This is a genomic window from Enterobacter sp. 50588862 (assembly GCF_001462935.1).
GTDB classification, from domain to species: domain Bacteria; phylum Pseudomonadota; class Gammaproteobacteria; order Enterobacterales; family Enterobacteriaceae; genus Enterobacter; species Enterobacter bugandensis.
Genome location: NZ_LNHM01000033.1, coordinates 70,789 through 95,203, shown reverse-complemented (window position 1 = coordinate 95,203; position 24,415 = coordinate 70,789). Strand labels below are relative to the sequence as shown.

The following is a 24,415-nucleotide window of genomic DNA, read 5'->3' as shown; positions in this document are numbered from 1 at the left end:
TAGGGCCGGTAAGCGTTAGCGCCACCGGGCGTTACAGACTTACTTACGACGCCAGGTCGTCCCCTGCGGGCCGTCTTCCAGAATGATCCCCATCTCGGTCAGACGGTTACGCGCCGCATCCGCCGCCGCCCAGTCTTTGGCCTGACGCGCTTCCAGACGCGCTTTTATCAGCGCTTCAATTTCCGCCACTTCACCGTCGTCCGCCTGCGCACCGCTCTGCAGGAACGCGTCCGGCTCCTGCTCCAGCAGGCCGAGCACGGAAGAGAGCTTACGCAGATGAGATGCCAGCGCATTCGCCGCCGCCATGTCCTCTGACTTCAGGCGGTTCACTTCGCGCGCCATGTCGAACAGTACGGAGTAGGCTTCCGGGGTGTTGAAGTCATCGTTCATCACCTCAACGAAGCGCGCTTCGAACGCTTCGCCGCCCGCCGCAGGCACAGATTTATCGGTGCCACGCAGCGCGGTGTACAGACGCTCCAGCGCCGAGCGCGCCTGCTTCAGGTTCTCTTCGCTGTAGTTCAGCTGGCTACGATAGTGGCCAGACATCAGGAAGTAGCGCACGGTTTCCGCATCGTAATACTTCAGCACGTCGCGCACGGTGAAGAAGTTGCCCAGCGATTTCGACATCTTCTCGCGGTCAACCATCACCATCCCGGAGTGCATCCAGTAGTTAACGTACTCGCCGCCGTGGGCGCAGGTGGACTGCGCAATTTCGTTTTCGTGGTGCGGGAACATCAGATCCGAACCGCCGCCGTGAATGTCGAAGTGATTGCCCAGCTGCTTGCAGTTCATCGCGGAACATTCAATGTGCCAGCCCGGACGGCCTTCGCCCCACGGGGATGGCCAGCTTGGTTCACCCTCTTTGGACATCTTCCATAGCACGAAGTCCATCGGGTTACGCTTCACGTCCACCACGTCCACGCGCGCGCCGGCCTGCAGCTGGTCCAGATCCTGACGGGAAAGCGCGCCGTAGGTTGGGTCCGTCGGCACGGAGAACATCACGTCGCCGTTTTCCGCTACGTACGCATGACCGCGTTCGATCAGCTTTTCGGTGATCTCGATAATTTCGTGGATATGGTGGGTCGCACGCGGCTCGCTGTCCGGACGCAGAATATTTAAGGCGTCAAAATCTTTGTGCATCTCAACAATCATGCGATCCACCAGCGCAACAAAGCTTTCGCCGTTTTCATTAGCGCGCTTGATGATTTTGTCGTCGATGTCGGTGATGTTACGCACGTACTTCAGGTTATAGCCCAGGAAGCGCAGGTAGCGAGAGACCACGTCGAACGCGACAAAGGTGCGGCCATGGCCGATATGACAGAGATCGTAAACCGTAATACCACACACGTACATGCCGACTTCCCCGGCATGGATAGGTTTAAATTCCTCTTTCTGGCGCGTCATTGTATTAAAGATTTTTAACATCGAAGATTCCATGTAAACACGTGTGTGAGTTGTTTGTTCCATATAATACCCATAATTCGGAATAGGATCAGCACACAATGCAAGGTGATCGCGTCCTGTGGTTATGCTATAACAAGCCCCTATATATGACCCGAAGGCGGGTCGACGTACCACAATAACGGAACAGGATGCAAAAATGGTTACTTTCCACACTAATCATGGCGATATCGTAATCAAGACCTTTGATGACAAAGCGCCTGAAACAGTTAAAAACTTCCTGGACTACTGCCGCGAAGGTTTCTACAACAACACTATTTTCCACCGCGTGATCAACGGCTTTATGATCCAGGGCGGCGGTTTCGAGCCTGGCATGCGCCAGAAAGAGACCAAAGAGGCGATCAAAAACGAAGCGAACAACGGCCTGAAAAACACCCGCGGTACGCTGGCAATGGCCCGTACTCAGGCACCACACTCTGCCACCGCGCAGTTCTTCATCAACGTAGCGGACAACGACTTCCTGAACTTCTCCGGCGAAAGCCTGCAGGGCTGGGGCTACTGCGTGTTCGCAGAAGTGGTTGAAGGTATGGACGTGGTCGATAAGATCAAAGCCGTCTCTACCGGCCGCAGCGGCATGCACCAGGATGTTCCTAAAGAAGACGTTGTGATTACAAGCGTGACCGTCAGCGAGTAATTCGTGGCGACACTCTTTATTGCGGATCTGCATCTGCAAACAGAAGAACCGGCGATAACCGCCGGTTTTCTGCGTTTTTTACGCGGTGAAGCGAAAAGCGCCGATGCGCTGTACATCCTGGGCGATCTGTTTGAAGCCTGGATTGGCGACGACGATCCTAACCCGCTGCATCGTGAAATGGCTGCCGCCATTAAAACGCTGGTAGATTCCGGCGTCCCCTGCTACTTCATTCACGGCAACCGTGATTTCTTGCTCGGCAAGCGCTACGCCCGCGAAAGCGGTATGACGCTGCTGCCGGAAGAACAGGTGCTCGATCTCTATGGCCGCAAGGTACTGATCATGCACGGCGACACACTCTGCACCGACGATACCGGCTACCTGGCGTTTCGCGCTAAGGTCCACACCCCGTGGATCCAGAAGGTGTTCCTTGCCCTGCCGCTGTTTATCCGCAACCGCATCGCCGCCAGAATGCGTGCGGGCAGCAAAGCCGCCAACAGCAGCAAATCCCTGACCATCATGGACGTCAACCCGCAAGCAGTGGTGAGCGTGATGGAAAAGCATGGCGTTCAGTGGCTGATCCACGGTCATACCCATCGCCCTGACGTGCATTCTCTGAGCGCCAACGGTGAACCGGCCCATCGCGTGGTATTGGGCGCATGGCATACTGAGGGTTCGATGGTCAAAGTCACTCCCGACGGTGTCGAACTGATCGCTTTTCCGTTTTAACGTTTTCTCGTCGTTTCGCTTGTTTCTCAGCCACGCAACCGTTTTCCTTGCCCGTATAACATGCTATTCTCTGTGCCCTCGAAAGCAGTGTGTTTCGCACCACAGGAGTTTTAAGACGCATGTCTTCCCGCAATAATCCGGCGCGTGTCGCCATCGTGATGGGGTCCAAAAGCGACTGGGCTACCATGCAGTTCGCCGCCGAAATCTTTGAAATCCTGAATGTTCCGCACCACGTTGAAGTGGTTTCCGCACACCGTACGCCGGACAAACTGTTCAGCTTCGCCGAAAGCGCCGAAGAGAACGGGTATGAGGTGATTATTGCCGGTGCGGGCGGCGCAGCACATCTGCCGGGCATGATTGCCGCCAAAACGCTGGTGCCGGTTCTGGGCGTCCCTGTTCAAAGCGCCGCGTTAAGCGGTGTCGATAGCCTCTACTCCATCGTCCAGATGCCGCGCGGTATTCCTGTCGGTACGCTGGCAATTGGCAAAGCGGGCGCGGCGAACGCCGCCCTGCTGGCCGCGCAAATTCTTGCAACGCACGACAAAGATTTACACCAACGCCTGGCGGAGTGGCGTAAAGCCCAGACCGACGAGGTGCTGGATAATCCGGACCCGCGGGGTGCGGCATGAAGCAGGTTTGCGTCCTCGGCAACGGCCAGCTGGGCCGCATGCTGCGTCAGGCTGGCGAACCGTTGGGGATTGCCGTCTGGCCCGTCGGGTTGGACGCCGAGCCGGAAGCGGTGCCGTTCCATCAGAGCGTAATCACCGCCGAAATTGAACGCTGGCCGGAAACCGCCCTGACCCGCGAGCTGGCGCGCCATAACGCCTTTGTGAACCGCGACGTGTTCCCGATCATTGCCGACCGTCTGACGCAGAAGCAGCTGTTCGACAAGCTGGGCCTCGCAACCGCCCCGTGGCAGCTGTTGTCTGATAAAAGCGAGTGGAACGACATCTTCGCCATGCTGGGCGAGCTGGCGATTGTGAAGCGCCGCGTGGGTGGCTACGACGGCCGCGGCCAGTGGCGCCTGCGCGCAGGCGACACCGCCGAGCTGCCGGACGACTGCTACGGCGAGTGCATCGTTGAGCAGGGCATCAACTTCAGCGGCGAAGTGTCGCTGGTTGGCGCACGCGGGCACGATGGCCGCACGGTGTTTTACCCGCTGACGCATAACCTGCATCAGGACGGCATTCTGCGCACCAGCGTCGCCTTCCCGCACGCCAATGCCGACCAGCAGGCGCAGGCGGAAGAGATGCTCTCCGCCATCATGCACGAGCTGGGCTACGTGGGCGTGATGGCGATGGAGTGCTTCATCACGCCGTCGGGCCTGCTGATCAACGAGCTGGCGCCGCGCGTGCACAACAGCGGCCACTGGACGCAAAACGGCGCCTCCATCAGCCAGTTCGAACTGCACCTGCGTGCCATCACCGACCTGCCGCTGCCACAGCCCGTCGTTAACAGCCCGTCGGTGATGATAAACCTGATCGGGACCGATCTGAACTACGACTGGCTGAAGCTGCCGCTGGTGCATCTGCACTGGTATGACAAAGAGGTTCGCGCGGGTCGTAAAGTGGGTCATCTCAACCTGAACGACAGCGATACCGACCGCCTGAGCGCCACCCTGGAGGCGATCGTTCCTCTCCTGCCGCCAGAATACGCGAGCGGAATTGTCTGGGCACAGTCAAAGCTCAAGTAAGACATCTGCGCCGGGGAGTTGACCTTCCCCTTCCCCGGCGTACAATCCCCGCCCATTGCTGCTGAGTTTTCTTCTGGAATCACCATGAACGATGGAACGGACTATCGCGCGATCCTCGCGTCTGATACCCCTTTAATCGACGTTCGCGCGCCGATCGAATTTGCCCAGGGTGCGATGCCCGCCGCACTCAACCTGCCCTTAATGAACGACGACGAGCGTGCCGCCGTCGGTACCTGCTATAAGCGCCAGGGACCCGACGCCGCGCTGGCGCTCGGCCATAGCCTGGTGAGCGGCGAGACGCGGGAGTCGCGCATTAACGCCTGGCGTGAAGCCAGCCTTGCGCACCCCGAGGGCTATCTCTGCTGCGCGCGCGGCGGTCAGCGCTCGCATATCTCTCAGGCCTGGCTGAAAGAGGCTGGCATCGACTACCCGCTGATCCGCGGCGGCTATAAGGCCCTGCGCCAGACGGCAATTCAGGTCACCATTGAGCAGTCGCAAAAGCCGATGGTGCTTATTGGCGGCTGTACCGGCAACGGTAAAACGCTGCTGGTGAAGCAGCACGCGCAGGGCATCGATCTGGAAGGGCTGGCGCACCATCGCGGCTCGTCGTTTGGCCGCACGCTTACGCCGCAGCTTTCCCAGGCGAGCTTTGAGAATCACCTTTCGGTTGAGCTTTTGAAAAAAGACGCCGCGCGCTGGGTGCTGGAGGACGAGGGCCGGATGATTGGCTCCAACCACCTGCCGGAGTGCCTGCGCGACCGCATGGTTGACGCCCCTATCGTTGTCGTCGAAGACCCGTTTGAAACCCGTCTTGAGCGCCTGCGCGAAGAGTATTTTGACCACATGTGGGCGGATTTTACTGCCGCGTACGGTGAGGAGGCGGGCTGGAAGGAGTACAGCGAGTACCTGCACCACGGCCTGTTTGCCATTCGCCGTCGGCTTGGGCTACAGCGTTTTGCGGAATTTACGGCGCTACTGGACGCGGCACTTGCCGAACAACAGCGAACGGGCAGCACCGACGCGCACTTCAGTTGGCTTGTACCGCTGCTGAAGGACTATTACGACCCGATGTACGGCTATCAGCTGGAGAAAAAGGCGGAGAAGATTGTCTATCGCGGGACGTACGGCGAGGTCGCTGACTGGCTTAACCGCTAAAAGAAAGCCGGGTGGCGAGGTAAAAGCAAAACGGCAACCTGGTTGCCGTTTTTAATGTTTGTTCCCTCTCCCGGTGGGAGAGGGTCAGGGTGAGGGCATCAGCCCGCAACCTACAAGACCGCTTAGAAGTCGTAACGCAGACGCACCAGGTTCATGTCGCCCAGGTTGTCGGTGCTGGAGGTGAACACGTGTTCGTAATCCACGCGGAAACCGTAATCCAGCTGGAAGCTGATACCCACGCCGTTGTCGATGCGCTGGTAGTTACGGCCGTTCACGTACTCGATGCGGTCACCCATGAAGTAAGGCTGGATGGATTTCACCGCGTACTGACCGATTGGGAATTTGTACCCTGCGAAGTATTCAATACCCCACGCGTCGCCCGCAAAGTAGTCGTTAACAGACACTTTTTTGGTGGTCAGGAAGTTCTGGTACCAGCCGCCGCCAGCGGAGAAGGTCCAGTTGTCCGGCGTCCAGCTCAGCGCAGTACCGACAATATTCTGGTCGTAGGATTTGCTGTCGCCGTTGTCCGGATTACGCATGTCCGCACGGGTGTAGTTCCACGCAGCGCCCCAGGTCAGATCGGTGGTCAGGTGGTAATCGATACCCAGTGAGCCGCCACCTTTCCGCTTGTAGCGCAGGCCGTTGCCCGGCAGGTATTCGCTGTCTTCAAACAGGTAGGATGCATAGATGTCCGCATCGCCCACGGTTTTCTTATATTTCAGCATCTGGCGTGAACGGTAAGAACCGTCGTAGTCGCCGTTGATCCCGTTACCCGGCGCCTGGCCGATCATGTCGTAGTCCCAGATATCGGTTTTCGCGCCCACCACATCGTAGTAAACGCTGTTCTGCTGGCCGAAGGTCAGCGTACCCCAGGTATCGCTCTTCAGGCCGGTGTAGAGCATACGGCGTGAGGTGTCGTGCGCGCCGTCGGCGTAGTGGTTATCCCAGTTAAACTGCGCCGGAATGTTCACACCAAGCTCGTAGTAGCTGATCCAGCTGATGTCATCGAACAGGTAGTAGTCTGCCGCGAAACGGAAGCGGGTACCGCCGTCAAAGCCGTTACGCTTGTAGCCGTTTTTGCCGTCATCGCCGGTCATGTTCTGGAATTGCGGACGAATGCTGCCGCCAACGGTGAAGTTCAGGCGGCTCAGCGGGTTACCCGCCTGAGGATCCTGCTTAAGTACGGTGATTTCTGCCTGAGATGCAAAAGTAGTCAATGCCACTGCCGCGCCGATCGTTGCCGCCAGCGCTGATTTTTTTATAGTCATTATTTTTCCTTAATAGACACGCTGCTAAATATTTAGCCGGTGAATATTAACCGGAAATTTTCGGGCTGTGTGGGCGGGTTTTTAATGTTTTGTGCTACTAAATGCGTTGGCATTATCACTTTGTGCTATTTAAGCATTACGCACCGGCATAAAAACCGGTGCGTAATTATTACCATGCCAAATCAATTCACAAACTGCCGGAACAGGGCCTTGCCCTTTAACAATCGCGCCCCGAGCCAGCCCCCGCAGAGGGAGAGCAGCACCGCGCCGCAGAGAGGGAGTACTAGCCAGAGACGCCAGTCAGGCTCCCACGGGAAGTCGAAGACCTTTGTCTGCAGCACCGCCAACGCCGTCTCCGCGCCAATCGCCGCGACCAGACCCGCCACCAGCCCAAGCAGCGCAAACTCGCTCCAGAGCGTCGCCCGCAGCAGCCGCTTACTCGCGCCGAGCGTGCGGTAGACTATCAGTTCCTGATGACGCTGGCGCATGCCCACCTGCACCTGCGCCAGCAGCAGCAATATGCCGCAGATTGTCACCAGCACCACCATCACCTCCAGCGCGCGGCTCACCTGCTCCAGCACCTGCCCGACCTGTTTGAGGATCGCGCCAATATCCAGCAGGCTCACCGTCGGGAACTCCCGGTTAAGCTGCGTCAGCATGCCGTTGCCGTTTTCCCAGCGGAAGCTGGTCAGCCAGCTCTGCGGCTGCCCGTCCAGCGCGCCCGGCGGGAAGATGAAGAAGAAGTTTGGCCGCAGGCTTTCCCAGTCCACTTTACGGAGGCTGGTGACTTTGGCGGTAAAATCCTGGGTATCACCGGTGAAGGTCACGCTGTCCCCGAGCTTCACGTTCAGGCGCGTCGCCAGCCCCTCTTCCATCGACACCTCTCCCGCTTTCGGCGGCCAGCTACCGGCGGTAATCGGGTTATGGTCGGGACGTTTCTCCTGCCAGGTCAGGTTGAGTTCGCGGTTAAGCGACTCGTCCTTGTTCCCCTCGGTTGACTGGCCGTTGATCTGCGTCAGACGCGCACGGACGATGGGATAGAACGACTCGGGAATAATGTGATGCTCCGACAGGAAGCCCTTCAGCGGCGTCACCTGTTCCGGTGCGATGTTGATCAGGAAATAGTTCGGGCTTTCCGGCGGAAGCTGCTGCTGCCAGCGATCCAGCAGATCTCCGCGAAGCACGAGAAGCAGCGCCAGCAACATAAACGACAGCGAAAAGGCCGACAGCTGGCTGAGCGTTGACCAGGGCTGATGCAGCAGGCGGTTGACCGCCAGCCGCACAGGCAGGGATTTTACCGTCAGCCTTTTCAGGACGTTGAGCAGTATCCAGCCCAGCACGCCGCACAGCAGCGCCAGTACCACCGCGCCGGCCAGCACGGCCCACAGCAGGGTGCTGCCGCCCATCAGCCAGGCCAGCAGCCCGACCGCAACAGCAATAATCGCCGGAAGATAGAACTTCAGCGGCCAGACGTTCGCCACCACATCATTGCGCAGCACCCGCAGCGGCTGCGTGGCGAGCAGCAGGCGGTACGGGCGCAGCCCCACCAGCACCGAGATCACCGTCATCGCGCCCATCGCCCACAGCCACGGCCAGAGGCTTGCCGGGGGCAAAGCGGCCGGCAGCACCGGTTTCAGCATCACCATCAGCAGTTTTTCAAACAGCAGGCCTATTATTCCGCCGGTGAGCGCAGAGAGGGCCAGCAGCATCAGCCACTGACCGACGATCAGCTTGCGCAGCTGCGCCCGCCCCGCGCCGAGGGTTTTAAGGATCGCCACCAGGTCGTAGCGGCTGCGGCAGTAGTGCCCCATCGCCACGGCAACCGCCGCCACCGCCAGCAGCAGGGTTAACAGCGCCGACAGCAGCAGGAACTGTTGGGAACGTTCGAGGGATTTGCCGAGCGCCCCTTCGTCCTGCTCCAGCCCGTACCAGCGGTGTTCCGGCTTGAGCTGCGGCAGAAGCCATTTTTCATACGCCTCCAGCTGCGCGGACGTGCCGCCAAACTTGTAGCGCCAGGTGACGCGGCTTCCCGGCTGGACGGCGTTGGTTTTCGCGACATCGGCGGTGTTCATCAGCAGGCGCGGCGCGAGCTGGAACGGGTTAAAGCCGGAGTCGGGCTCCTGCACCACTTCCCCGGCGATTTTCAGCGTGGCATCGCCAACGTCAATACTGTCGCCGGGTTTCAGGTTGAGAAGTGCCATCAGGCGCGATGCCAGCAGCACCGTGCCGGGCGTCGGCTTTAGCCCCGGCGGGCTGGTTTGTAATTCCCCGTACATCGGGTAGATGTCATCCACGGCCTTCACGCTGGCGAGCTGCGGGGTGTCCCCCGCGAAGGTCATGGTCTGGAAGGTGAGCTGCTCCCCCACCTTTAGCCCTTCCTTGCGCGCTTCCTCAATCCAGCCAGGCGGCACAGGACGCGAGCTTTGCAGCGCCCGGTCCCCGGCCATAAATTCGCGGCTCTGCTGGCTGAGCCCTTTTTCCATACGGTCACTGACGCTGCCGAGCGCCAGCACGCAGGCCACCGCCAGGCTTAACGCCAGCCAGACAATCAGCAGCGAGGGCGAGCGCCATTCGCGCCAGAACCAGCGGGCGATCATGCTTCCTCCTGAAGAATACCGTTCACCAGCCGCAGGCGGCGGTCGCAGCGGGCGGCCAGCTGCGGATCGTGGGTCACGAGGATCAGCGTGGTGCCATGTTCGCGGTTAAGCGAAAACAGCAGATCAGCAATTTTATCCCCGGTTTTACGGTCAAGGTTGCCGGTGGGTTCATCGGCAAACAGCACTTCCGGGCGGCCGTTAAACGCCCGCGCCAGCGCCACGCGCTGCTGCTCGCCACCAGAAAGCTGTGCCGGAAGATGGTCGAGGCGCTTGCCCAGGCCGAGCTGTTCCAGCAGCGCCTTCGCATGCGTGCGGCTTTCGCGACTCTTTTCGCCGCGCAGCAGCGCCGGGAGCTCGACGTTTTCCAGCGCGTTCAGGGTCGGGATCAGCATAAAAGACTGAAAGACAAAACCGATATGCCGCGCGCGCAGCGCGGCTCGCGCCTCTTCATCAAGCTGGTGCAGCGGTTGCCCGACCAGGTGGACTTCGCCGCTGCTGCCGTCGTCCAGACCGGCCAGAATCGCCAGCAGCGTAGACTTGCCGGAACCGGATTCGCCAATCAGCGCGATGGTTTCGGCGCGTTTGACAACGAGTTCAACTCCGGTAAGGATTGAAAGCTCCTGCTCCCCCTGACCGACGGACTTCTTAAGACGATGAACTTCAACACTGTTTTCCGCTGGCATTTGCCCTTCCTGTTTTTGATGCTGATGACCTTCCGCGCGGCGGCAGCGGACACGTTACTGATTCTTGGCGACAGCCTGAGCGCGGGCTACCGCATGGCGGCCAGCGCGGCCTGGCCGGCTCTGCTCAATGACAAATGGCAAAGCAAGACGACCGTTATCAACGGCAGCATCAGCGGCGATACCTCGCAGCAGGGTCTGTCGCGCCTGCCTGCGCTGCTCAAGCAGCATCAGCCGCGCTGGGTGCTGGTTGAGCTTGGCGGTAATGACGGCCTGCGTGGCTTCCAGCCGCAGCAAACCGAGCAAACGCTGCGCACCATTTTGCGGGACATCAAGGCGGCAAACGCCCAGCCGCTGCTGATGCAAATTCGCCTGCCCGCCAACTACGGTCGTCGGTATAATGAGGCCTTTAGCGCGATCTACCCTAAGCTTGCCAAAGAGTTTGATATTCCGCTCCTGCCATTTTTCATGGAAGAGGTCTATCTCAAACCTCAGTGGATGCAGGACGACGGTATCCACCCCAATCGCGATGCGCAGCCGTTTATTGCCGACTGGATGGCAACGCGGCTGGCTCCTTTAGTTAAACATGACTCGTAATTCAGCGGAGTTCCTGACAGGTAAAGTTATGCAAAAATCGGTCTTAATTACAGGATGTTCCAGCGGAATCGGCCTTGAGAGCGCGCTTGAACTTAAGCGCCAGGGATTTAGGGTGCTGGCAGCGTGCCGCAAGCCTGACGATGTCGAGCGCATGAACGGGCTGGGCTTTACCGGCATACAGCTGGATATGGACTCGCCGGAGAGCGTTGAACGCGCCGCCGACGAGGTGATGGCCCTGACCGAAGGCCGTCTGTACGGTCTCTTTAATAATGCCGGTTACGGCGTGTATGGCCCGCTGGATACGCTCTCGCGCGAAACGCTGGAGAAGCAGTTTTCAACCAATTTCTTTGGCGTCCATCAGCTCACCATGCGTCTGCTCCCGGCCATGCTGCCGCACGGCGAAGGGCGCATCGTGATGACATCGTCAGTGATGGGGCTGATTTCCACCCCGGGCCGCGGCGCCTACGCCGCCAGCAAATATGCGCTGGAAGCCTGGTCCGACGCCCTGCGCATGGAGCTGCGCCACAGCGGCATCAAGGTCAGCCTGATTGAACCCGGGCCGATCCGCACCCGCTTTACCGAAAACGTGAACCAGACCCAGGCGGACAAGCCGGTCGAAAATCCCGGCATCGCCGCACGTTTTACCCTCGGGCCAGAGGCGGTGGTTGCCAAAGTGCGCCATGCTTTTGAGAGCGAGCATCCCAAAATGCGCTATCCGGTGACGCTGGTCACCCATGCCGTCGGCTGGTTAAAGCGCCTGCTGCCGGGCAGGATAATGGACAAAATTTTGCACGGCTGAGTTGAAGCGACGACGCTCATCCCCATGTAAAGAGTAAACCGACAAAAGAGAAAGCCGCATGTCCGTACAGAATATCGTCAATATTACAGAAGCAAACCTGCAACAGGTCCTCGAACAGTCGATGGCTAAACCGGTACTGTTCTACTTCTGGTCTGAGCGCAGCCAGCACTGTCTGCAGCTGACGCCGGTGCTGGAAAGCCTTGCCGCGCAGTACAACGGTCAGTTCATTCTGGCGAAACTGGACTGTGACGCCGAGCCGATGGTGGCGTCGCAGTTTGGTCTGCGCGCCATTCCAACCGTTTATCTGTTCCAGAACGGCCAGCCTGTCGATGGCTTCCAGGGCCCCCAGCCGGAAGAGGCGATTCGCGCCCTGCTGGATAAAGTGCTGCCGCGCGAAGAAGAGCTGAAAGCGCAGGAAGCGATGGTGCTGATGCAGGAAGGCAAATACGACGAGGCGCTGCCGCTGCTGAAAGAGGCGTGGCAGCTGTCGAACCAGGACAGCCAGATCGGCCTGCTGCTGGCGGAAACGCAGATCGCCCTGCACCGTTCAGAAGACGCGGAAGCCGTGCTCAAGACGGTACCAATGCAGGATCAGGATACTCGCTATCAGGGGCTGGTGGCGCAGATTGAGCTGCTAAAGCAGGCGGCGGACACTCCGGAAATTCAGCAGCTGCAGCAGCAGGTGGCCGACAACCCGGCGGATGCCGCGCTGGCAAGCCAGCTGGCGCTCCAGCTGCATCAGGTGGGACGTAACGAAGAGGCGCTGGAGCTGCTGTTCAGCCACCTGCAGAAAGATCTGGCTGCCGCAGACGGTCAGGCGCGCAAGATGTTCCAGGAGATCCTGGCCGCGCTGGGCACCGGAGACGCGCTGGCGTCGAAGTATCGTCGTCAGTTGTACGCGCTGCTCTACTAACAAAAAATGCCCGGTGGCGCTAACGCTTACCGGGCCTACAAAAAACCGATATTACCCCGTCTTTTTCAACGGCGTCACCACCAGCTGGTGGCGCGGGTTGTAGAACTTCCGATAGGTCAGATAGCAGGCAATGATGGTTGACAGGCTCGCCGTGGAAAGCAGCATAAACGTCACCATGATCTGATACTTAATCGCTTTTACCGGATCGATACCGGCAAAGATCAGCCCCGACATCATGCCCGGCAGGCTCACCAGCCCCACCGTTTTGGCAGAATCCACGGTCGGGATCAGTGATGAGCGAATGCTCTCACGAATCAGCCGCGCTGAAGCCACTTTTGGCGTCGCCCCCAGGCTTAACTTCTCCTGCAGCTGCTGCTGTTCACTGCTGAAACGCTGGCCGAGGTTGTTGTAGCACAGGCCAACGGCCACCATGGCGTTTCCCGCAATCATCCCGGAGATAGGGATCACCTGCATCGGCGTAAACTCAATCGAGCCAGAGAGTACCAGCACCGCCAGGGTGAGCGCCGTCCCGGTGGTAATCGCGATAAATGACGAGATAAACGCCTTATCAATATATTTACTGCGTTTCTGCGCGTTCCACGCCGCGTTAAAGCAGATGAAGAGCACCATCAGCAGCGTCAGCACCGCGTGGTTGACGTTGAAAATATACTTCAGCACATAGCCGACGATGATGAGCTGAACCACCGCGCGGCAGATACTCCAGACAATATCTTTTTCCAGGCCCAGCTTTTCCCGGTAGCTGACGACGATAGCAATCAGCACCAGCACCATCGAAAACGCCAGAGATTCATTGGTAATGTTATGCTCACCCACGGTTGGCCTCCTGCATTTTCCCGCCGTGCGGCTGGAGCGTAATCACGTCATCCGCATGGGTAATTTCGTTTGAGTCGTGCGTCACCCACAGCACGGCAATATTCTGCTCGCGGGCGTAACGATGAATAAGCTCGTTGACGTTGCGTTTGTTGGCATCATCGAGCGCGCTGGTGATCTCATCCAGCAGCAATACCTTCGGTAAGAACTGCAGATTACGGATCAGCGAGACGCGCTGCTTTTCGCCGCCCGAGAGCTCACTGATGGATTTGGTCAGCGTCTCCTTCGCCAGGCCAAAACGGGCCAGATCGTCGATGAATTTTTCCGGCTCCGGCGTTTTATTGCGGATTTGCCACGGAAAAATCAGGTTATCAAAAACCGTGTCGCCAAAAAGCACGGGCGTTTGGACGCAATAAGAGACCTGCTGGCGATAGCTTTCCGGGGAAAGTGACGCAATATCCTGCCCTTCAAACAGAATGGTTCCCTCCGTTGGGCTCAGCAGTGAGGCCACAATCTTCAGTAAGGTGCTTTTACCGCAGCCTGACGGCCCCGTTATCAGCTTGAACTCACCGGGAGAAAGGTTAAACCCGACGTGCTGAAGGATCGTGTTATTTGCGACACGAAAGCCGACGTCCTTTATCTGCAAAACTGCATTTTCGTTGTTCATATTTTTTCCAGTAACTCCTGAGCGTTATTAGCATAATCCGTGCCGCACGTTCGTCACAACGCGTTTTAGCGCCCCCTTTCGCCACCAAGACTTCCGATTGTGTTTACCGTGCATTCATTAGACATGCTTTACACTTTCGCTTTACAGTTTACGCCGTGACCTTAGCGACACTTCCGTATCCCTGGTTTAGAACATTCGTTAAAGTGGTGTTAAGCTCTGCCCGCAACACAATAAGGAAGTACAAGAATGTCTAATATTCACACTTTTTATGAGTTTTCTGAACTTGAACCCGGCGTGAAAACCATCGATCAGCTGCTTGCTGCCATTGCTTCAGAATCCGTTACGGCTTATGTGTTCGGGGGAGAGCTTGTCCGGTTCGTTAAGGGCCTGCTGAAGATGAAGCCGGTCATTCAGCTGAAGAATTGCCGCTTTGCGTTTGATAACGGCACTCGCTTCGTTGAAATCGACGGCAGAGGGAATGTCAAAGAGTTCGAGCCGGGCAAGGTTCCGGCCTGGTTCCAGTCTCCCGGTGAGTTTGCCCGCGGCCAGTGGCTGGTCAACCATGATTTTGCGGACTTGATGACGCCGGAATTTATCCGCGCGTTTATCGAACGCTTCCCGGACGTAAGCAAACGACGCGAACACGCGAACCTGCTGTTCGATCTGCAGCTCAATAAGCTGGCGCCCGCGCAGCCCGCGGCGAAAAAGACCGGCAACGTTCAGGGCAAAACGACCAAACCCAAAGTCACCGATCTGCAGTCTTTCGAACTCTTCAGCCAGTTTTATGCGCGTATGAAAACGGCAGTCTGTGCAGACCAGTTCCCGACGCTGCAAATTCTGACGGGACACGACGCCGTCAACGACGCACCCACCTCTCTGAAGGGCGCGGTACGCACCTGGTTTAAAGGGATCACCGGTCAGCTTCCGCCGAACAACAAGCGCGTGGGCGCGGGCAATGCGGAACTGTTCTGCGCGCCGATCCGCGAGCAGCTGCGCCAGGTCGAAGAGATTGGGCTGGAGACCTTCTATCACGGCCTGTCGAAAGCCATCGCCGATGCGGGTGACGATGCGCTGATCGCTGACTTTACCTACAGCTACCACTAACGCTCTGCCCCGCCCGTCGGACGGGGCGAATTTTAGCCCATTAGCCGATATACTTACGAATAGTAAACACGCGCTTTTTCTCATCAAAGCATGCAAAACAGGAGGTTTTTATGCTCATCGTTGTTCCCGTCCTTATATTCGTCGCGCTGGTTATCGTGGGCGCAGGTGTCAAAATTGTCCCTCAGGGTTACCAGTGGACCGTAGAGCGCTTCGGCCGCTATACCAACACGCTGCAGCCCGGCCTAAGCCTGATTGTGCCGTTCATGGACCGGATTGGTCGCAAGATCAACATGATGGAGCAGGTGCTGGATATCCCCTCTCAGGAAGTGATCTCCAAAGATAACGCCAACGTTACCATTGATGCCGTCTGCTTTATTCAGGTGATTGATGCGCCGAAAGCGGCCTATGAGGTGAGCAACCTGGAGCTGGCGATCGTCAACCTGACGATGACCAACATCCGTACCGTGCTCGGCTCGATGGAGCTGGACGAAATGCTCTCCCAGCGCGACAGCATCAATACCCGCCTGCTGCACATTGTTGATGAGGCAACGAACCCGTGGGGGATCAAAGTCACCCGTATTGAGATCCGCGACGTGCGCCCACCGGCAGAGCTGATCGCCTCCATGAACGCGCAGATGAAGGCCGAGCGTACCAAGCGTGCCTATATTCTGGAAGCCGAAGGGGTCCGTCAGGCGGAGATCCTCAAAGCGGAAGGGGAAAAACAGTCGCAGATCCTGAAAGCCGAAGGCGACCGTCAGTCCGCGTTCTTACAGGCGGAAGCGCGTGAACGTTCCGCAGAAGCGGAAGCCCGTGCGACACAGATGGTCTCCGAGGCGATTGCCGCCGGTGATATCCAGGCCGTGAACTACTTCGTGGCGCAAAAATATACCGATGCGCTGAAAGAGATCGGCTCCGCGAACAACAGCAAAGTGGTGATGATGCCCCTGGACGCCAGCAGCCTGATGGGCTCTATCGCAGGGATCGCCGAACTGATCAAAGACAGCGGAAACGAGCGTAAAAAATGATTGAGCTCATCGTTGCACATCCTCATGCCTTCTGGCTAAGCCTCGGTGGCTTATTGCTGGCGGCGGAGATGCTTGGCGGCAACGGCTACCTGCTCTGGAGCGGTGTTGCCGCTGTCATTACGGGCCTGCTGGTCTGGATCCTTCCTCTGGGCTGGGCGTGGCAGGGCGCGCTGTTTGCCGTGCTGACGCTGGTTGCCGCCTGGCTGTGGTGGCGCTGGCTTAACCGTCAGGTCAAAGAGCAGAAACCGCTGGACGCGCATCTCAACCAGCGCGGACAGCAGATTGTCGGCAAGCGCTTTACGCTTGACGCCGCGCTGGTGAACGGGCGCGGGCACATGCGCGTGGGCGACAGCTCGTGGCCGGTGGTGGCCGACGACGACCTCAGTGCCGGAACGCAGGTTGAGGTCATTGCGGTGGAAGGGATTACGCTGCGGGTAAAAGCCTGCTAGACGTGGGTTTTGCGATGGCAGCAGCCGGCAAGATTATCAATAATCGGGCAGTCGGCGCTGTCATCACCCGGACAGGATTCCGCCAGCTGCAGCAGCTGTTCGCGCATCGCCTGTAGCTCGATGATGTGGCGCTCGATCTCCGCCACTTTTTCCAGCGTGCGTTTTTTCACGTCCGCGCTGTGGCGCTTCGGATCGTTAAACAGGTTAACCAGCTCGCCGCACTCTTCCAGGTTAAACCCCACCTGTCTTGCCTGGCGCAGCAGCGTCAGCTCATCGAGATGCAGCTGCGTGTAGCTGCGGTAGCCGTTTTCACTGCGCAGCGGTGGCGTTACCAGCCCCTTCTCTTCATAAAAGCGGATCGCCTTGCTGGTTAAGCCGGTTTTTTTTGCCACGTCACTGATATTCACATTTCCCCCTTGACCTTCCCCTTGATGGAAGGTTTAACCTTCATAACAGTTAGCGAAAAGCGTTACTCCGGTCAACAACTGACCAATATATTATACGGGAGTTTTGTTATGTCTCACACTATCGACCTGACGCTGGACGGCCTCTCCTGCGGCCACTGCGTCAAACGCGTTAAAGAAAGCCTGGAACAGCGTCCTGACGTTGAAAGCGCTGAAGTGACTATCGACCATGCCGCCGTGACCGGCAGCGCCAGCGCGGACGCGCTGATTGATACTATTAAACAGGCCGGTTATGGGGCGGAGTTAAGCCACCCAAAGGCTAACCCGCTGGCAGAGTCATCATCCCCGTCGGAAGCGCTGACAGCGGCCACTCCTGAGCTTCCGGCAGCAGATGATATTGATGACAGCCAACAGCTGCTGATCAACGGCATGAGCTGCGCCAGCTGCGTCTCCCGCGTGCAGAACGCCCTGCAGGCGGTACCGGGCGTCGCACAGGCACGGGTCAACCTTGCGGAGCGTACTGCGCTGGTGATGGGCAGTGCCTCCGCCGCAGATTTAGTGCAGGCCGTGGAAAAAGCGGGCTACGGGGCGGAAGCCATCGAAGATGATGCCGAGCGCCGCGAACGCCAGCAGGAAACGGCTATTGCCACCATGAAGCGCTTCCGCTGGCAGGCGATAGTCGCCCTGCTGGTCGGTATTCCGGTGATGGTGTGGGGCATGATGGGTGACAACATGATGGTCACCGCAGACAACCGCACGCTATGGCTGGTGATTGGTTTAATTACCCTTGCGGTCATGGTCTTTGCAGGTGGGCATTTTTATACCAGCGCCTTGAAGAGCCTGAAAAACCGCACGGCGACGATGGATACGCTGGTTGCGCTCGGTACCGGCGCGGCGTGGCTGTACTCCATGAGTGTGAACGTCTGGCCCCAGTGGTTCCCGATGGAAGCCCGCCATCTCTATTATGAAGCCAGCGCCATGATTATCGGCCTGATTAACCTGGGCCACATGCTGGAAGCGCGCGCCCGTCAGCGCTCCTCGAAAGCGCTGGAACGCTTGCTCGATTTAACCCCGCCGACGGCCCGCGTGGTCACGGACGATGGGGAAAAAAGCGTCCCGCTGGCGGAGGTACAGCCGGGCATGACGCTGCGCCTGACCCCCGGCGACCGGGTGCCAGTCGACGGTTTAATCACCCAGGGCGACGCCTGGCTGGATGAAGCGATGTTGACCGGGGAGCCGATCCCCCAACAAAAATCACAGGGCGATGCGGTTCATGCCGGTACGGTAGTGCAGGACGGCAGCGTGCTGTTCCGCGCCAGTGCCGTCGGTAGCCACACCACGCTGTCGCGTATTATCCGCATGGTCCGCCAGGCCCAGAGCAGCAAGCCGGAGATTGGCCAGCTTGCTGACAAAATCTCGGCCATTTTTGTGCCGGTAGTGGTCGGCATTGCTCTGCTGAGCGCGGCGATCTGGTATTTCTTCGGCCCGGCACCGCAGATTGTCTACACCCTGGTCATCGCCACCACGGTGCTGATCATCGCCTGTCCGTGCGCTCTTGGCCTGGCGACGCCGATGTCGATTATCTCCGGCGTGGGCCGTGCCGCCGAGTTTGGCGTGCTGGTCCGTGATGCGGATGCCCTGCAGCGGGCGAGCACCCTGGATACGATTGTCTTTGATAAAACCGGTACGCTGACCGAAGGCAAACCGCAGGTAGTGGCCGTGAGCACCGCAGGCATTGCGCAAGAGGATGCGCTGCGCCTTGCCGCCGCGCTGGAGCAAGGTTCCAGCCACCCGCTGGCCCGCGCCATTCTCGACAAAGCGGGCGATGCAGCCCTGCCGCAGGTCAGCAATTTCCGTACCCTGCGCGGGCTTGGCGTCAGCGGTGAAGCCGACGGCCACGCGCTGCTGCTGGGTAATCAGGCATTGCTGAATGAAAACGGTGTTGATACGTCCGCGCTGGAAGAAGAGCTGAAAGCACAGGCGTCTCGGGGCGCCACCCCGGTTCTGCTGGCGGTGGATGGCAAAGCCGCCGCGCTGCTGGCCGTGCGCGATCCGCTTCGCCAGGACAGCGTGGATGCCTTACAGCGCCTGCACCGCGCGGGCTATCGCCTGGTGATGCTGACCGGGGATAACCCGACCACCGCCAACGCCATCGCAAAAGAGGCCGGTATTGATGAGGTGATTGCGGGCGTGCTGCCGGACGGCAAAGCGGATGCCATCAAGAACCTGCAAAGTCAGGGTCGCCAGGTGGCGATGGTGGGCGACGGCATCAACGACGCCCCGGCGCTGGCCCAGGCGGACGTAGGGATAGCCATGGGTGGCGGGAGCGATGTCGCCATCGAAACCGCGGCCATCACGCTGATGCGCCACAGCCTGATGGGCGTGGCCGACGCCCTGGCCATTTCGAAAGCTACGTTGCGCAACATGAAGCAGAACCTGCTCGGGGCGTTCGTCTATAACTCTCTCGGTATTCCGGTTGCTGCCGGCATTTTGTGGCCGCTGACCGGCACCCTGCTGAACCCGGTGGTTGCGGGTGCGGCGATGGCACTCTCCTCCATTACCGTGGTGAGCAATGCCAACCGTCTGCTGCGGTTTAAACCGAAGGATTGAACCTTGTTCTCGTACGCGCTAGCATGACCCTTTCCGGTCATGGAGCGCGTATGAGTCTGTTTAATCGTATAAAAGCATCGTTTCGCGCCCTCTTCCCCCGCCGCTATGCCTGGCCCGGCCTGGATATTTCGCTTCCCGGCGGGCAACACCTGCACCTGGTCGGCAGCATCCATATGGGCACGCAGGGAATGTCTCCTCTGCCATCCGGTCTGATAAAACGCCTGAAGCGCGCCGACGCGCTGGTCGTCGAGGCGGACATTTCCGGCCACGAGTCGCCGTTTGCCGGGCTTGAAAGCGATCTCCCGCTGGCGGAGCGCCTGAACGACGACCAGCTCGCGGAGCTGAGGCGCTTGGCGGCAGAAACCGGCGTGTCGCTCTCCATGATTGACACCCTGCCGCTGTGGCAAATTGCAATGGTGCTGCAGGCCACGCAGGCGCAGCGTCTGGGCCTGCGCGGTGACTACGGCATTGATTACCAGCTGCTGAACGTGGCGCGGGCGCGCCGTATGCCCATCATCGAGCTTGAAGGGACGGACAGCCAGATTGCGCTCCTGCGCCAGCTTCCTGACGACGGTCTGATGCTGCTGGATGATACCCTGACCCACTGGCACACCAACGCGCGTCTGCTGCAAACCATGATTGGCTGGTGGCTGGATGCGCCGCCCGCGGACGGTAAGCTGGCGCTACCGTCGACGTTCAGTGAATCGCTTTATGATGTGCTGATGAATGCGCGCAACAAAGCCTGGCGAGAGACGCTGCATGCTTTACCTGCGGGGGAGTACGTGGTCGCGGTCGGGGCGCTGCATTTATACGGCGAAGGGAATTTGCCGTCGCTGTTGAAATAAAAAAATGGCCAATATCTCTATTGGCCCGTCAAAGAGGAATTTCATCGTTTTTATTATACCGAAGTGACCTTCGGCTGAGCCGATTGTCGCTCAAAGTGACCATCACTGCCAACACTATTGCGCAAGATGGTGCTATTTTTTAGACAAACGTCAGGCGTATGCTGGCTGCATGAATTGTCTGTCGTAAGAAGGATAGCTATGACTCCCGCCGTTAAATTACTCGAAAAAAACAATATTTCTTTCCGGATCCATACCTACGATCACGATCCGAACGAAACCAACTTTGGTGATGAAGTGGTGCGCAAGCTGGGGCTGAACGCTGACCAGGTCTATAAAACGCTGCTGGTGGCGGTGAATGGCGATATGAAACACCTCGCCGTGGCGGTAACGCCCGTTGCCGGACAGCTCGATCTCAAAAAGGTAGCGAAAGCGCTGGGGGCGAAAAAGGTCGATATGGCGGACCCGATGGTTGCGCAACGCACCACGGGCTATCTGGTGGGCGGGATCAGCCCGCTCGGACAGAAAAAACGCCTGCCGACGCTGATCGATGCGCCTTCGCAGGAATTTGAGACGATCTATATTTCGGGCGGTAAACGCGGGCTGGATATTGAACTGGCCGCGGGCGATCTGGCGAAAATGCTGGACGCGAAGTTTGCGGATATTGCCCGCCGGGAGTAAAAAAGCCGGGTGGCGGCTACGAGGTAAAAGCAAAACGGTAACAGGCGTTACCGTTTTTTGTGTTCGCGCCCTCTCCCGGTGGGAGAGGGTTGGAGTGAGGACATCAGGCCGCACAACACTACTGCCAGCTCACCTCACCTTTCGGCTCATAGGCATTCACGTCAATCGGCGAATTCTGCTCGATGTACTGCTTCAGCACTTCCGCATCAATAAAACCGGTGTTTACGTAGCCCGGTTTATTATCGATGTGCGGATAGCCGTCGCCGCCGGTGGCGTTAAAGCTTAACGTCGCCAGACGGTAGGTTTTCGCCGGATCGACCGGCTCGCCTTTGATTTTCAGATCGTTGAGCTTGCCGTCCTTCGCCACAAAGCTGACGTTGGCAAACTGCGGATAGGCACCCGAGTCCGGCTTCATCTGCGCCACGGCGGTCAGGTAGTCAACGACCTCTCTCCCGCTCATATCCGCATACACCACCACGTTGCCGAACGGCTGCACCTTCAGCACGTCTTTATAGGTGATGTTTCCGCCTTCGATGGAGTCACGAATGCCGCCGCCGCTCATCACGCCGAAGTCCGCATTCGTGCGCGCCATCTGCGCCGCCAGCACCAGATGGCCCATGTTGGTCTGCACGAAGCGGACTTTACTGCGGTCCCCTTCCAGACGACCGTTCAGCGTGCCGATTTTCACCTCCAGCTGCGCCTTGCCTTTGTTCTGGAACGGCGTCAGCAGGGAGAGCATCTGCTGGTTTTCAGCAATCTCTGGCGTGTAAAGTACGCGCTCGCTTTTCCCGTCCGGGTAGGTGACTTTCTTCTTCAGGTTCACCGGGATGAGCTGATAGCGCACCAGCTTCATCTCACCGTTACGAAACTCAAAGTCCGCCCGCCCCACGTATTTACCCCACTCGTGGGCCTGCACAATCCAGATCCCGTTCTGACGATCTGGCGCACACGGCGTGCCCGGCACGTAGTCCACCTGCTTTTTGTTCTCCGACGCCATGCACACCGGATCCTGCGAGTGACCGCCCACAATCATCGCCAGCGAGCCCGCTGGCAGGCTGCGCGCCATCTCCACGTCGCCGGGCGCATTGGAGCCGTGCTCGCCGTTATCGTAGTGTCCCATGTGGGTAGTGGCGATAATCACGTCCGGCTTTTCGTTCTGCTGCAGCTCCTGAATCACCAGCTTCGCTTCGTCTGCCGGTTTGCGGAATTCGATATCGGTGAAGAACTCAGGGTTACCGATTTTTGCCGTATCGTCGGTGGTTAAGCCGATGACCGCAATTTTGAGATCCTGACGCTTAAACAGCGCCCACGGTTTAAACAGACGTTCGCCGGTGCTTTTCTGGTAAATATTGGCGGAGAGGAACGGGAATTTGGACCATTTCTCCTGCTGGCGCAGCACGCTCAGCGGATTATCAAACTCGTGGTTGCCGACGGCCATCGCGTCGTAACCGATTAAATTCATGCCGCGGAAATCGGGTTCAGCATCCTGTAAATCCGATTCCGGCACGCCGGTATTAATATCCCCGCCTGAGAGCAACAGCACGCTGCCGCCCTGGGCCGCCACCTCTTTGCGAATGCCGTCCACCAGCGTTTTTTGCGCCGACAGACCATACTCGCCGTATTCACTGCGCCAGAAATGACCGTGATGATCGTTGGTATGCAGAATGGTGATTTTATAGGTTTTATCTTTTTCATACGCCTGCGCGGGCAGGCTTGCCAGGCCCCATGCGGCAATAAGCGCCAGCGCGACGCCCCGCTTCATTAACTTCATCTTCTCTCTCCCTGACCAATAGACAAAGGCAAAAATTACAGTGACTAACAAGAATAGACAAATAAGTTTTCAGAATTGCGACTTTCTTCAAATGTCACGGACGAGTATGTTAGTCGGATAATAATTACTCCCTGCATCTCTAATAACAAATTGACGTGGTATTTATGGCAATCAGTGAATCAACCCAGCCCGCTCCGGGCGCGCCGGCGTCGCGCACCTCTTTTAAAGTTTTAGGCGCAATCAGCCTCTCGCACCTGCTCAACGACATGATCCAGTCGTTGATTCTGGCGATCTACCCGCTGCTGCAGTCCGAGTTTTCGTTAACCTTCGTACAGATCGGGATGATCACCCTGACCTTCCAGCTGGCCTCGTCGCTGCTGCAGCCGGTGGTGGGTTACTGGACGGATAAATACCCGATGCCGTGGTCGCTGCCGATAGGCATGTGCTTTACCTTAAGCGGGCTGGTGCTGCTGGCCATGGCAGGCAGTTTTGAAGCGGTTCTGCTCGCCGCCGCGCTGGTGGGAACCGGCTCGTCCGTCTTCCATCCGGAATCGTCCCGCGTGGCGCGTATGGCCTCCGGTGGCCGTCACGGGCTGGCGCAGTCACTCTTCCAGGTAGGGGGCAACTTCGGTAGCTCCCTCGGCCCGCTGCTGGCGGCGGTGATTATCGCCCCGTATGGCAAAGGCAATGTGGCCTGGTTTGTGCTGGCCGCCCTGCTCGCCATTGTCGTGCTGGCACAAATCAGCCGCTGGTACGCCGCCCAGCATCGCGTGAACAAGGGGAAACCTAAAGCGAAGGTTATCAATCCCCTGCCTCGTAATAAGGTCATTCTTGCGGTTTCCGTGCTGCTGGTGCTGATTTTCTCCAAATACTTCTATATGGCGAGCATTAGCAGCTATTACACCTTTTATCTAATGCAAAAATTCGGATTATCGGTACAAAACGCGCAGTTTCACCTGTTTGCTTTCCTCTTCGCGGTGGCCGCAGGAACGGTCATTGGCGGGCCGGTGGGGGATAAAATTGGCCGTAAATATGTCATTTGGGGCTCTATCCTCGGGGTGGCGCCGTTTACCCTTATTTTGCCGTACGCAAGTCTGGAATGGACCGGGATTTTAACCGTGATAATCGGTTTTATCCTCGCCTCCGCGTTTTCCGCCATCCTGGTCTATGCTCAGGAGCTGCTGCCGGGCCGTATAGGTATGGTTTCCGGGCTCTTTTTCGGTTTCGCCTTTGGGATGGGCGGCCTTGGCGCAGCCGTATTAGGGATGGTTGCGGATCACACCAGCATCTTCCTGGTTTACAAAATTTGCGCTTTCCTGCCGCTTCTTGGGATGTTGACCATATTCCTGCCTGATAATCGTCATAAAGCGTGATTTACGGGTAGCTAAAGTTATGCTTTGGCTACCCTCCCCCCTTATGCGATAAGGGTTTCCTCTTCATCCCCACTCTGAATTTATCAATATGCGCCTTTTTAATCGCATATTGCCGTTTTATTCAAACTTCAACAA

At 58.2% G+C, this 24,415-nt stretch carries 23 protein-coding genes; 15 read left to right on the top strand and 8 right to left on the bottom strand.

Features of this window, described 5'->3' with window-relative positions:
* Positions 1–39: 39 nt before the first annotated feature.
* Positions 40–1,425: a cysteine--tRNA ligase gene (cysS, locus tag APT89_RS18090; protein ID WP_041911037.1), complete on the bottom strand. Its 1,386-nt coding sequence runs from the start codon at positions 1,423–1,425 to the stop codon at positions 40–42.
* A 175-nt stretch (positions 1,426–1,600) separates the two neighbouring features.
* On the opposite strand from cysS, the gene ppiB reads away from it, so the two are divergent.
* The 5 genes from ppiB (at position 1,601) to mnmH (ending at position 5,669) form a co-directional block, all read left to right on the top strand.
* Positions 1,601–2,095, top strand: a complete 495-nt coding sequence (ppiB, locus tag APT89_RS18085) for a peptidylprolyl isomerase B (protein WP_000256009.1) — start codon at positions 1,601–1,603, stop codon at positions 2,093–2,095.
* 3 nt (positions 2,096–2,098) lie between these two features.
* Positions 2,099–2,821, top strand: a complete 723-nt coding sequence (lpxH, locus tag APT89_RS18080) for a UDP-2,3-diacylglucosamine diphosphatase (RefSeq protein WP_041911038.1) — start codon at positions 2,099–2,101, stop codon at positions 2,819–2,821.
* 119 nt (positions 2,822–2,940) lie between these two features.
* On the top strand, positions 2,941–3,450 hold the full coding sequence (purE, locus tag APT89_RS18075) for a 5-(carboxyamino)imidazole ribonucleotide mutase (RefSeq protein ID WP_006809824.1): 510 nt from the start codon (positions 2,941–2,943) through the stop codon (positions 3,448–3,450).
* The gene (gene purK, locus APT89_RS18070) at positions 3,447–4,514 is read left to right on the top strand and encodes a 5-(carboxyamino)imidazole ribonucleotide synthase (protein WP_060573185.1); all 1,068 of its coding nucleotides are present in this window, start codon (positions 3,447–3,449) and stop codon (positions 4,512–4,514) included. The genes purE and purK overlap by 4 nt, the downstream gene beginning before the upstream one ends.
* An 84-nt stretch (positions 4,515–4,598) precedes the next feature.
* Entirely contained in the window at positions 4,599–5,669 is a 1,071-nt protein-coding gene (mnmH, locus tag APT89_RS18065; protein ID WP_060573183.1) for a tRNA 2-selenouridine(34) synthase MnmH, read from the top strand.
* Between the two features lie 122 nt (positions 5,670–5,791).
* On the opposite strand, the gene APT89_RS18060 is transcribed toward mnmH, so the two are convergent.
* From APT89_RS18060 to ybbA, 3 genes are all read right to left on the bottom strand, one after another.
* Positions 5,792–6,937 carry a porin gene (locus APT89_RS18060; protein WP_047367634.1) on the bottom strand — a complete coding sequence of 382 codons (1,146 nt, stop codon included), beginning with the start codon at positions 6,935–6,937 and terminating at the stop codon, positions 5,792–5,794.
* A 182-nt stretch (positions 6,938–7,119) separates the two neighbouring features.
* Positions 7,120–9,534 carry a putative ABC transporter permease subunit YbbP gene (gene ybbP, locus APT89_RS18055; protein ID WP_060573181.1) on the bottom strand — a complete coding sequence of 805 codons (2,415 nt, stop codon included), beginning with the start codon at positions 9,532–9,534 and terminating at the stop codon, positions 7,120–7,122.
* Positions 9,531–10,217, bottom strand: a complete 687-nt coding sequence (gene ybbA, locus APT89_RS18050) for a putative ABC transporter ATP-binding protein YbbA (protein ID WP_041912055.1) — start codon at positions 10,215–10,217, stop codon at positions 9,531–9,533. The genes ybbP and ybbA overlap by 4 nt, the downstream gene beginning before the upstream one ends.
* Here ybbA and tesA point away from each other — a divergent pair.
* Genes tesA through APT89_RS18035 form a run of 3 tightly spaced genes read left to right on the top strand, consistent with a single transcriptional unit; the run spans position 10,188 to position 12,523 of the window.
* Positions 10,188–10,811, top strand: coding sequence for a multifunctional acyl-CoA thioesterase I/protease I/lysophospholipase L1 (gene tesA / locus APT89_RS18045; protein WP_028012213.1), 624 nt, complete (start codon positions 10,188–10,190; stop codon positions 10,809–10,811). The genes ybbA and tesA overlap by 30 nt on opposite strands.
* Complete coding sequence (locus tag APT89_RS18040) at positions 10,801–11,610, top strand: SDR family oxidoreductase (RefSeq protein ID WP_120787303.1); 810 nt, start codon at positions 10,801–10,803, stop codon at positions 11,608–11,610. The genes tesA and APT89_RS18040 overlap by 11 nt, the downstream gene beginning before the upstream one ends.
* 58 nt (positions 11,611–11,668) lie before the next feature.
* A complete protein-coding gene (locus APT89_RS18035; RefSeq protein ID WP_041911045.1) occupies positions 11,669–12,523 on the top strand; it encodes a co-chaperone YbbN in 855 nt (284 codons plus the stop codon).
* Between the two features lie 51 nt (positions 12,524–12,574).
* Here the strand turns inward: APT89_RS18035 and fetB are convergent, their stop codons facing one another.
* Together fetB and fetA are read right to left on the bottom strand one after the other, a co-directional pair.
* Positions 12,575–13,357 (bottom strand): iron efflux ABC transporter permease subunit FetB, encoded by a 783-nt coding sequence (fetB, locus tag APT89_RS18030; RefSeq protein ID WP_041911046.1) that lies wholly within the window; start codon positions 13,355–13,357, stop codon positions 12,575–12,577.
* Entirely contained in the window at positions 13,350–14,021 is a 672-nt protein-coding gene (fetA, locus tag APT89_RS18025; protein ID WP_060573177.1) for an iron efflux ABC transporter ATP-binding subunit FetA, read from the bottom strand. Before fetA ends, fetB begins: the two co-directional genes overlap by 8 nt.
* Before the next feature lie 246 nt (positions 14,022–14,267).
* Between fetA and APT89_RS18020 the strand changes: the two genes are divergently transcribed.
* From APT89_RS18020 to APT89_RS18010, 3 genes are all read left to right on the top strand, one after another.
* The gene (locus APT89_RS18020) at positions 14,268–15,125 is read left to right on the top strand and encodes a hypothetical protein (protein ID WP_041911048.1); all 858 of its coding nucleotides are present in this window, start codon (positions 14,268–14,270) and stop codon (positions 15,123–15,125) included.
* 110 nt (positions 15,126–15,235) lie between these two features.
* Positions 15,236–16,150, top strand: a complete 915-nt coding sequence (locus APT89_RS18015) for an SPFH domain-containing protein (RefSeq protein ID WP_008499312.1) — start codon at positions 15,236–15,238, stop codon at positions 16,148–16,150.
* Complete coding sequence (locus APT89_RS18010; RefSeq protein WP_028012207.1) at positions 16,147–16,599, top strand: NfeD family protein; 453 nt, start codon at positions 16,147–16,149, stop codon at positions 16,597–16,599. Before APT89_RS18015 ends, APT89_RS18010 begins: the two co-directional genes overlap by 4 nt.
* On the opposite strand, the gene cueR is transcribed toward APT89_RS18010, so the two are convergent.
* Positions 16,596–17,006, bottom strand: coding sequence for a Cu(I)-responsive transcriptional regulator (gene cueR, locus APT89_RS18005; protein WP_028012206.1), 411 nt, complete (start codon positions 17,004–17,006; stop codon positions 16,596–16,598). The two genes, APT89_RS18010 and cueR, sit on opposite strands and share 4 nt — an antisense overlap.
* Positions 17,007–17,114: 108 nt before the next feature.
* On the opposite strand from cueR, the gene copA reads away from it, so the two are divergent.
* From copA to ybaK, 3 genes are all read left to right on the top strand, one after another.
* Complete coding sequence (gene copA, locus APT89_RS18000) at positions 17,115–19,613, top strand: copper-exporting P-type ATPase CopA (RefSeq protein ID WP_060573175.1); 2,499 nt, start codon at positions 17,115–17,117, stop codon at positions 19,611–19,613.
* 50 nt (positions 19,614–19,663) lie between these two features.
* Positions 19,664–20,458, top strand: a complete 795-nt coding sequence (locus APT89_RS17995; protein WP_060573173.1) for a TraB/GumN family protein — start codon at positions 19,664–19,666, stop codon at positions 20,456–20,458.
* 198 nt (positions 20,459–20,656) lie between these two features.
* On the top strand, positions 20,657–21,136 hold the full coding sequence (gene ybaK / locus APT89_RS17990; RefSeq protein WP_008499307.1) for a Cys-tRNA(Pro)/Cys-tRNA(Cys) deacylase YbaK: 480 nt from the start codon (positions 20,657–20,659) through the stop codon (positions 21,134–21,136).
* A gap of 118 nt (positions 21,137–21,254) precedes the next feature.
* Here the strand turns inward: ybaK and ushA are convergent, their stop codons facing one another.
* Entirely contained in the window at positions 21,255–22,907 is a 1,653-nt protein-coding gene (gene ushA / locus APT89_RS17985; protein ID WP_060573171.1) for a bifunctional UDP-sugar hydrolase/5'-nucleotidase UshA, read from the bottom strand.
* A gap of 164 nt (positions 22,908–23,071) precedes the next feature.
* Between ushA and APT89_RS17980 the strand changes: the two genes are divergently transcribed.
* Complete coding sequence (locus APT89_RS17980) at positions 23,072–24,280, top strand: MFS transporter (protein WP_028012201.1); 1,209 nt, start codon at positions 23,072–23,074, stop codon at positions 24,278–24,280.
* The last annotated feature ends 135 nt before the right edge of the window (positions 24,281–24,415 follow it).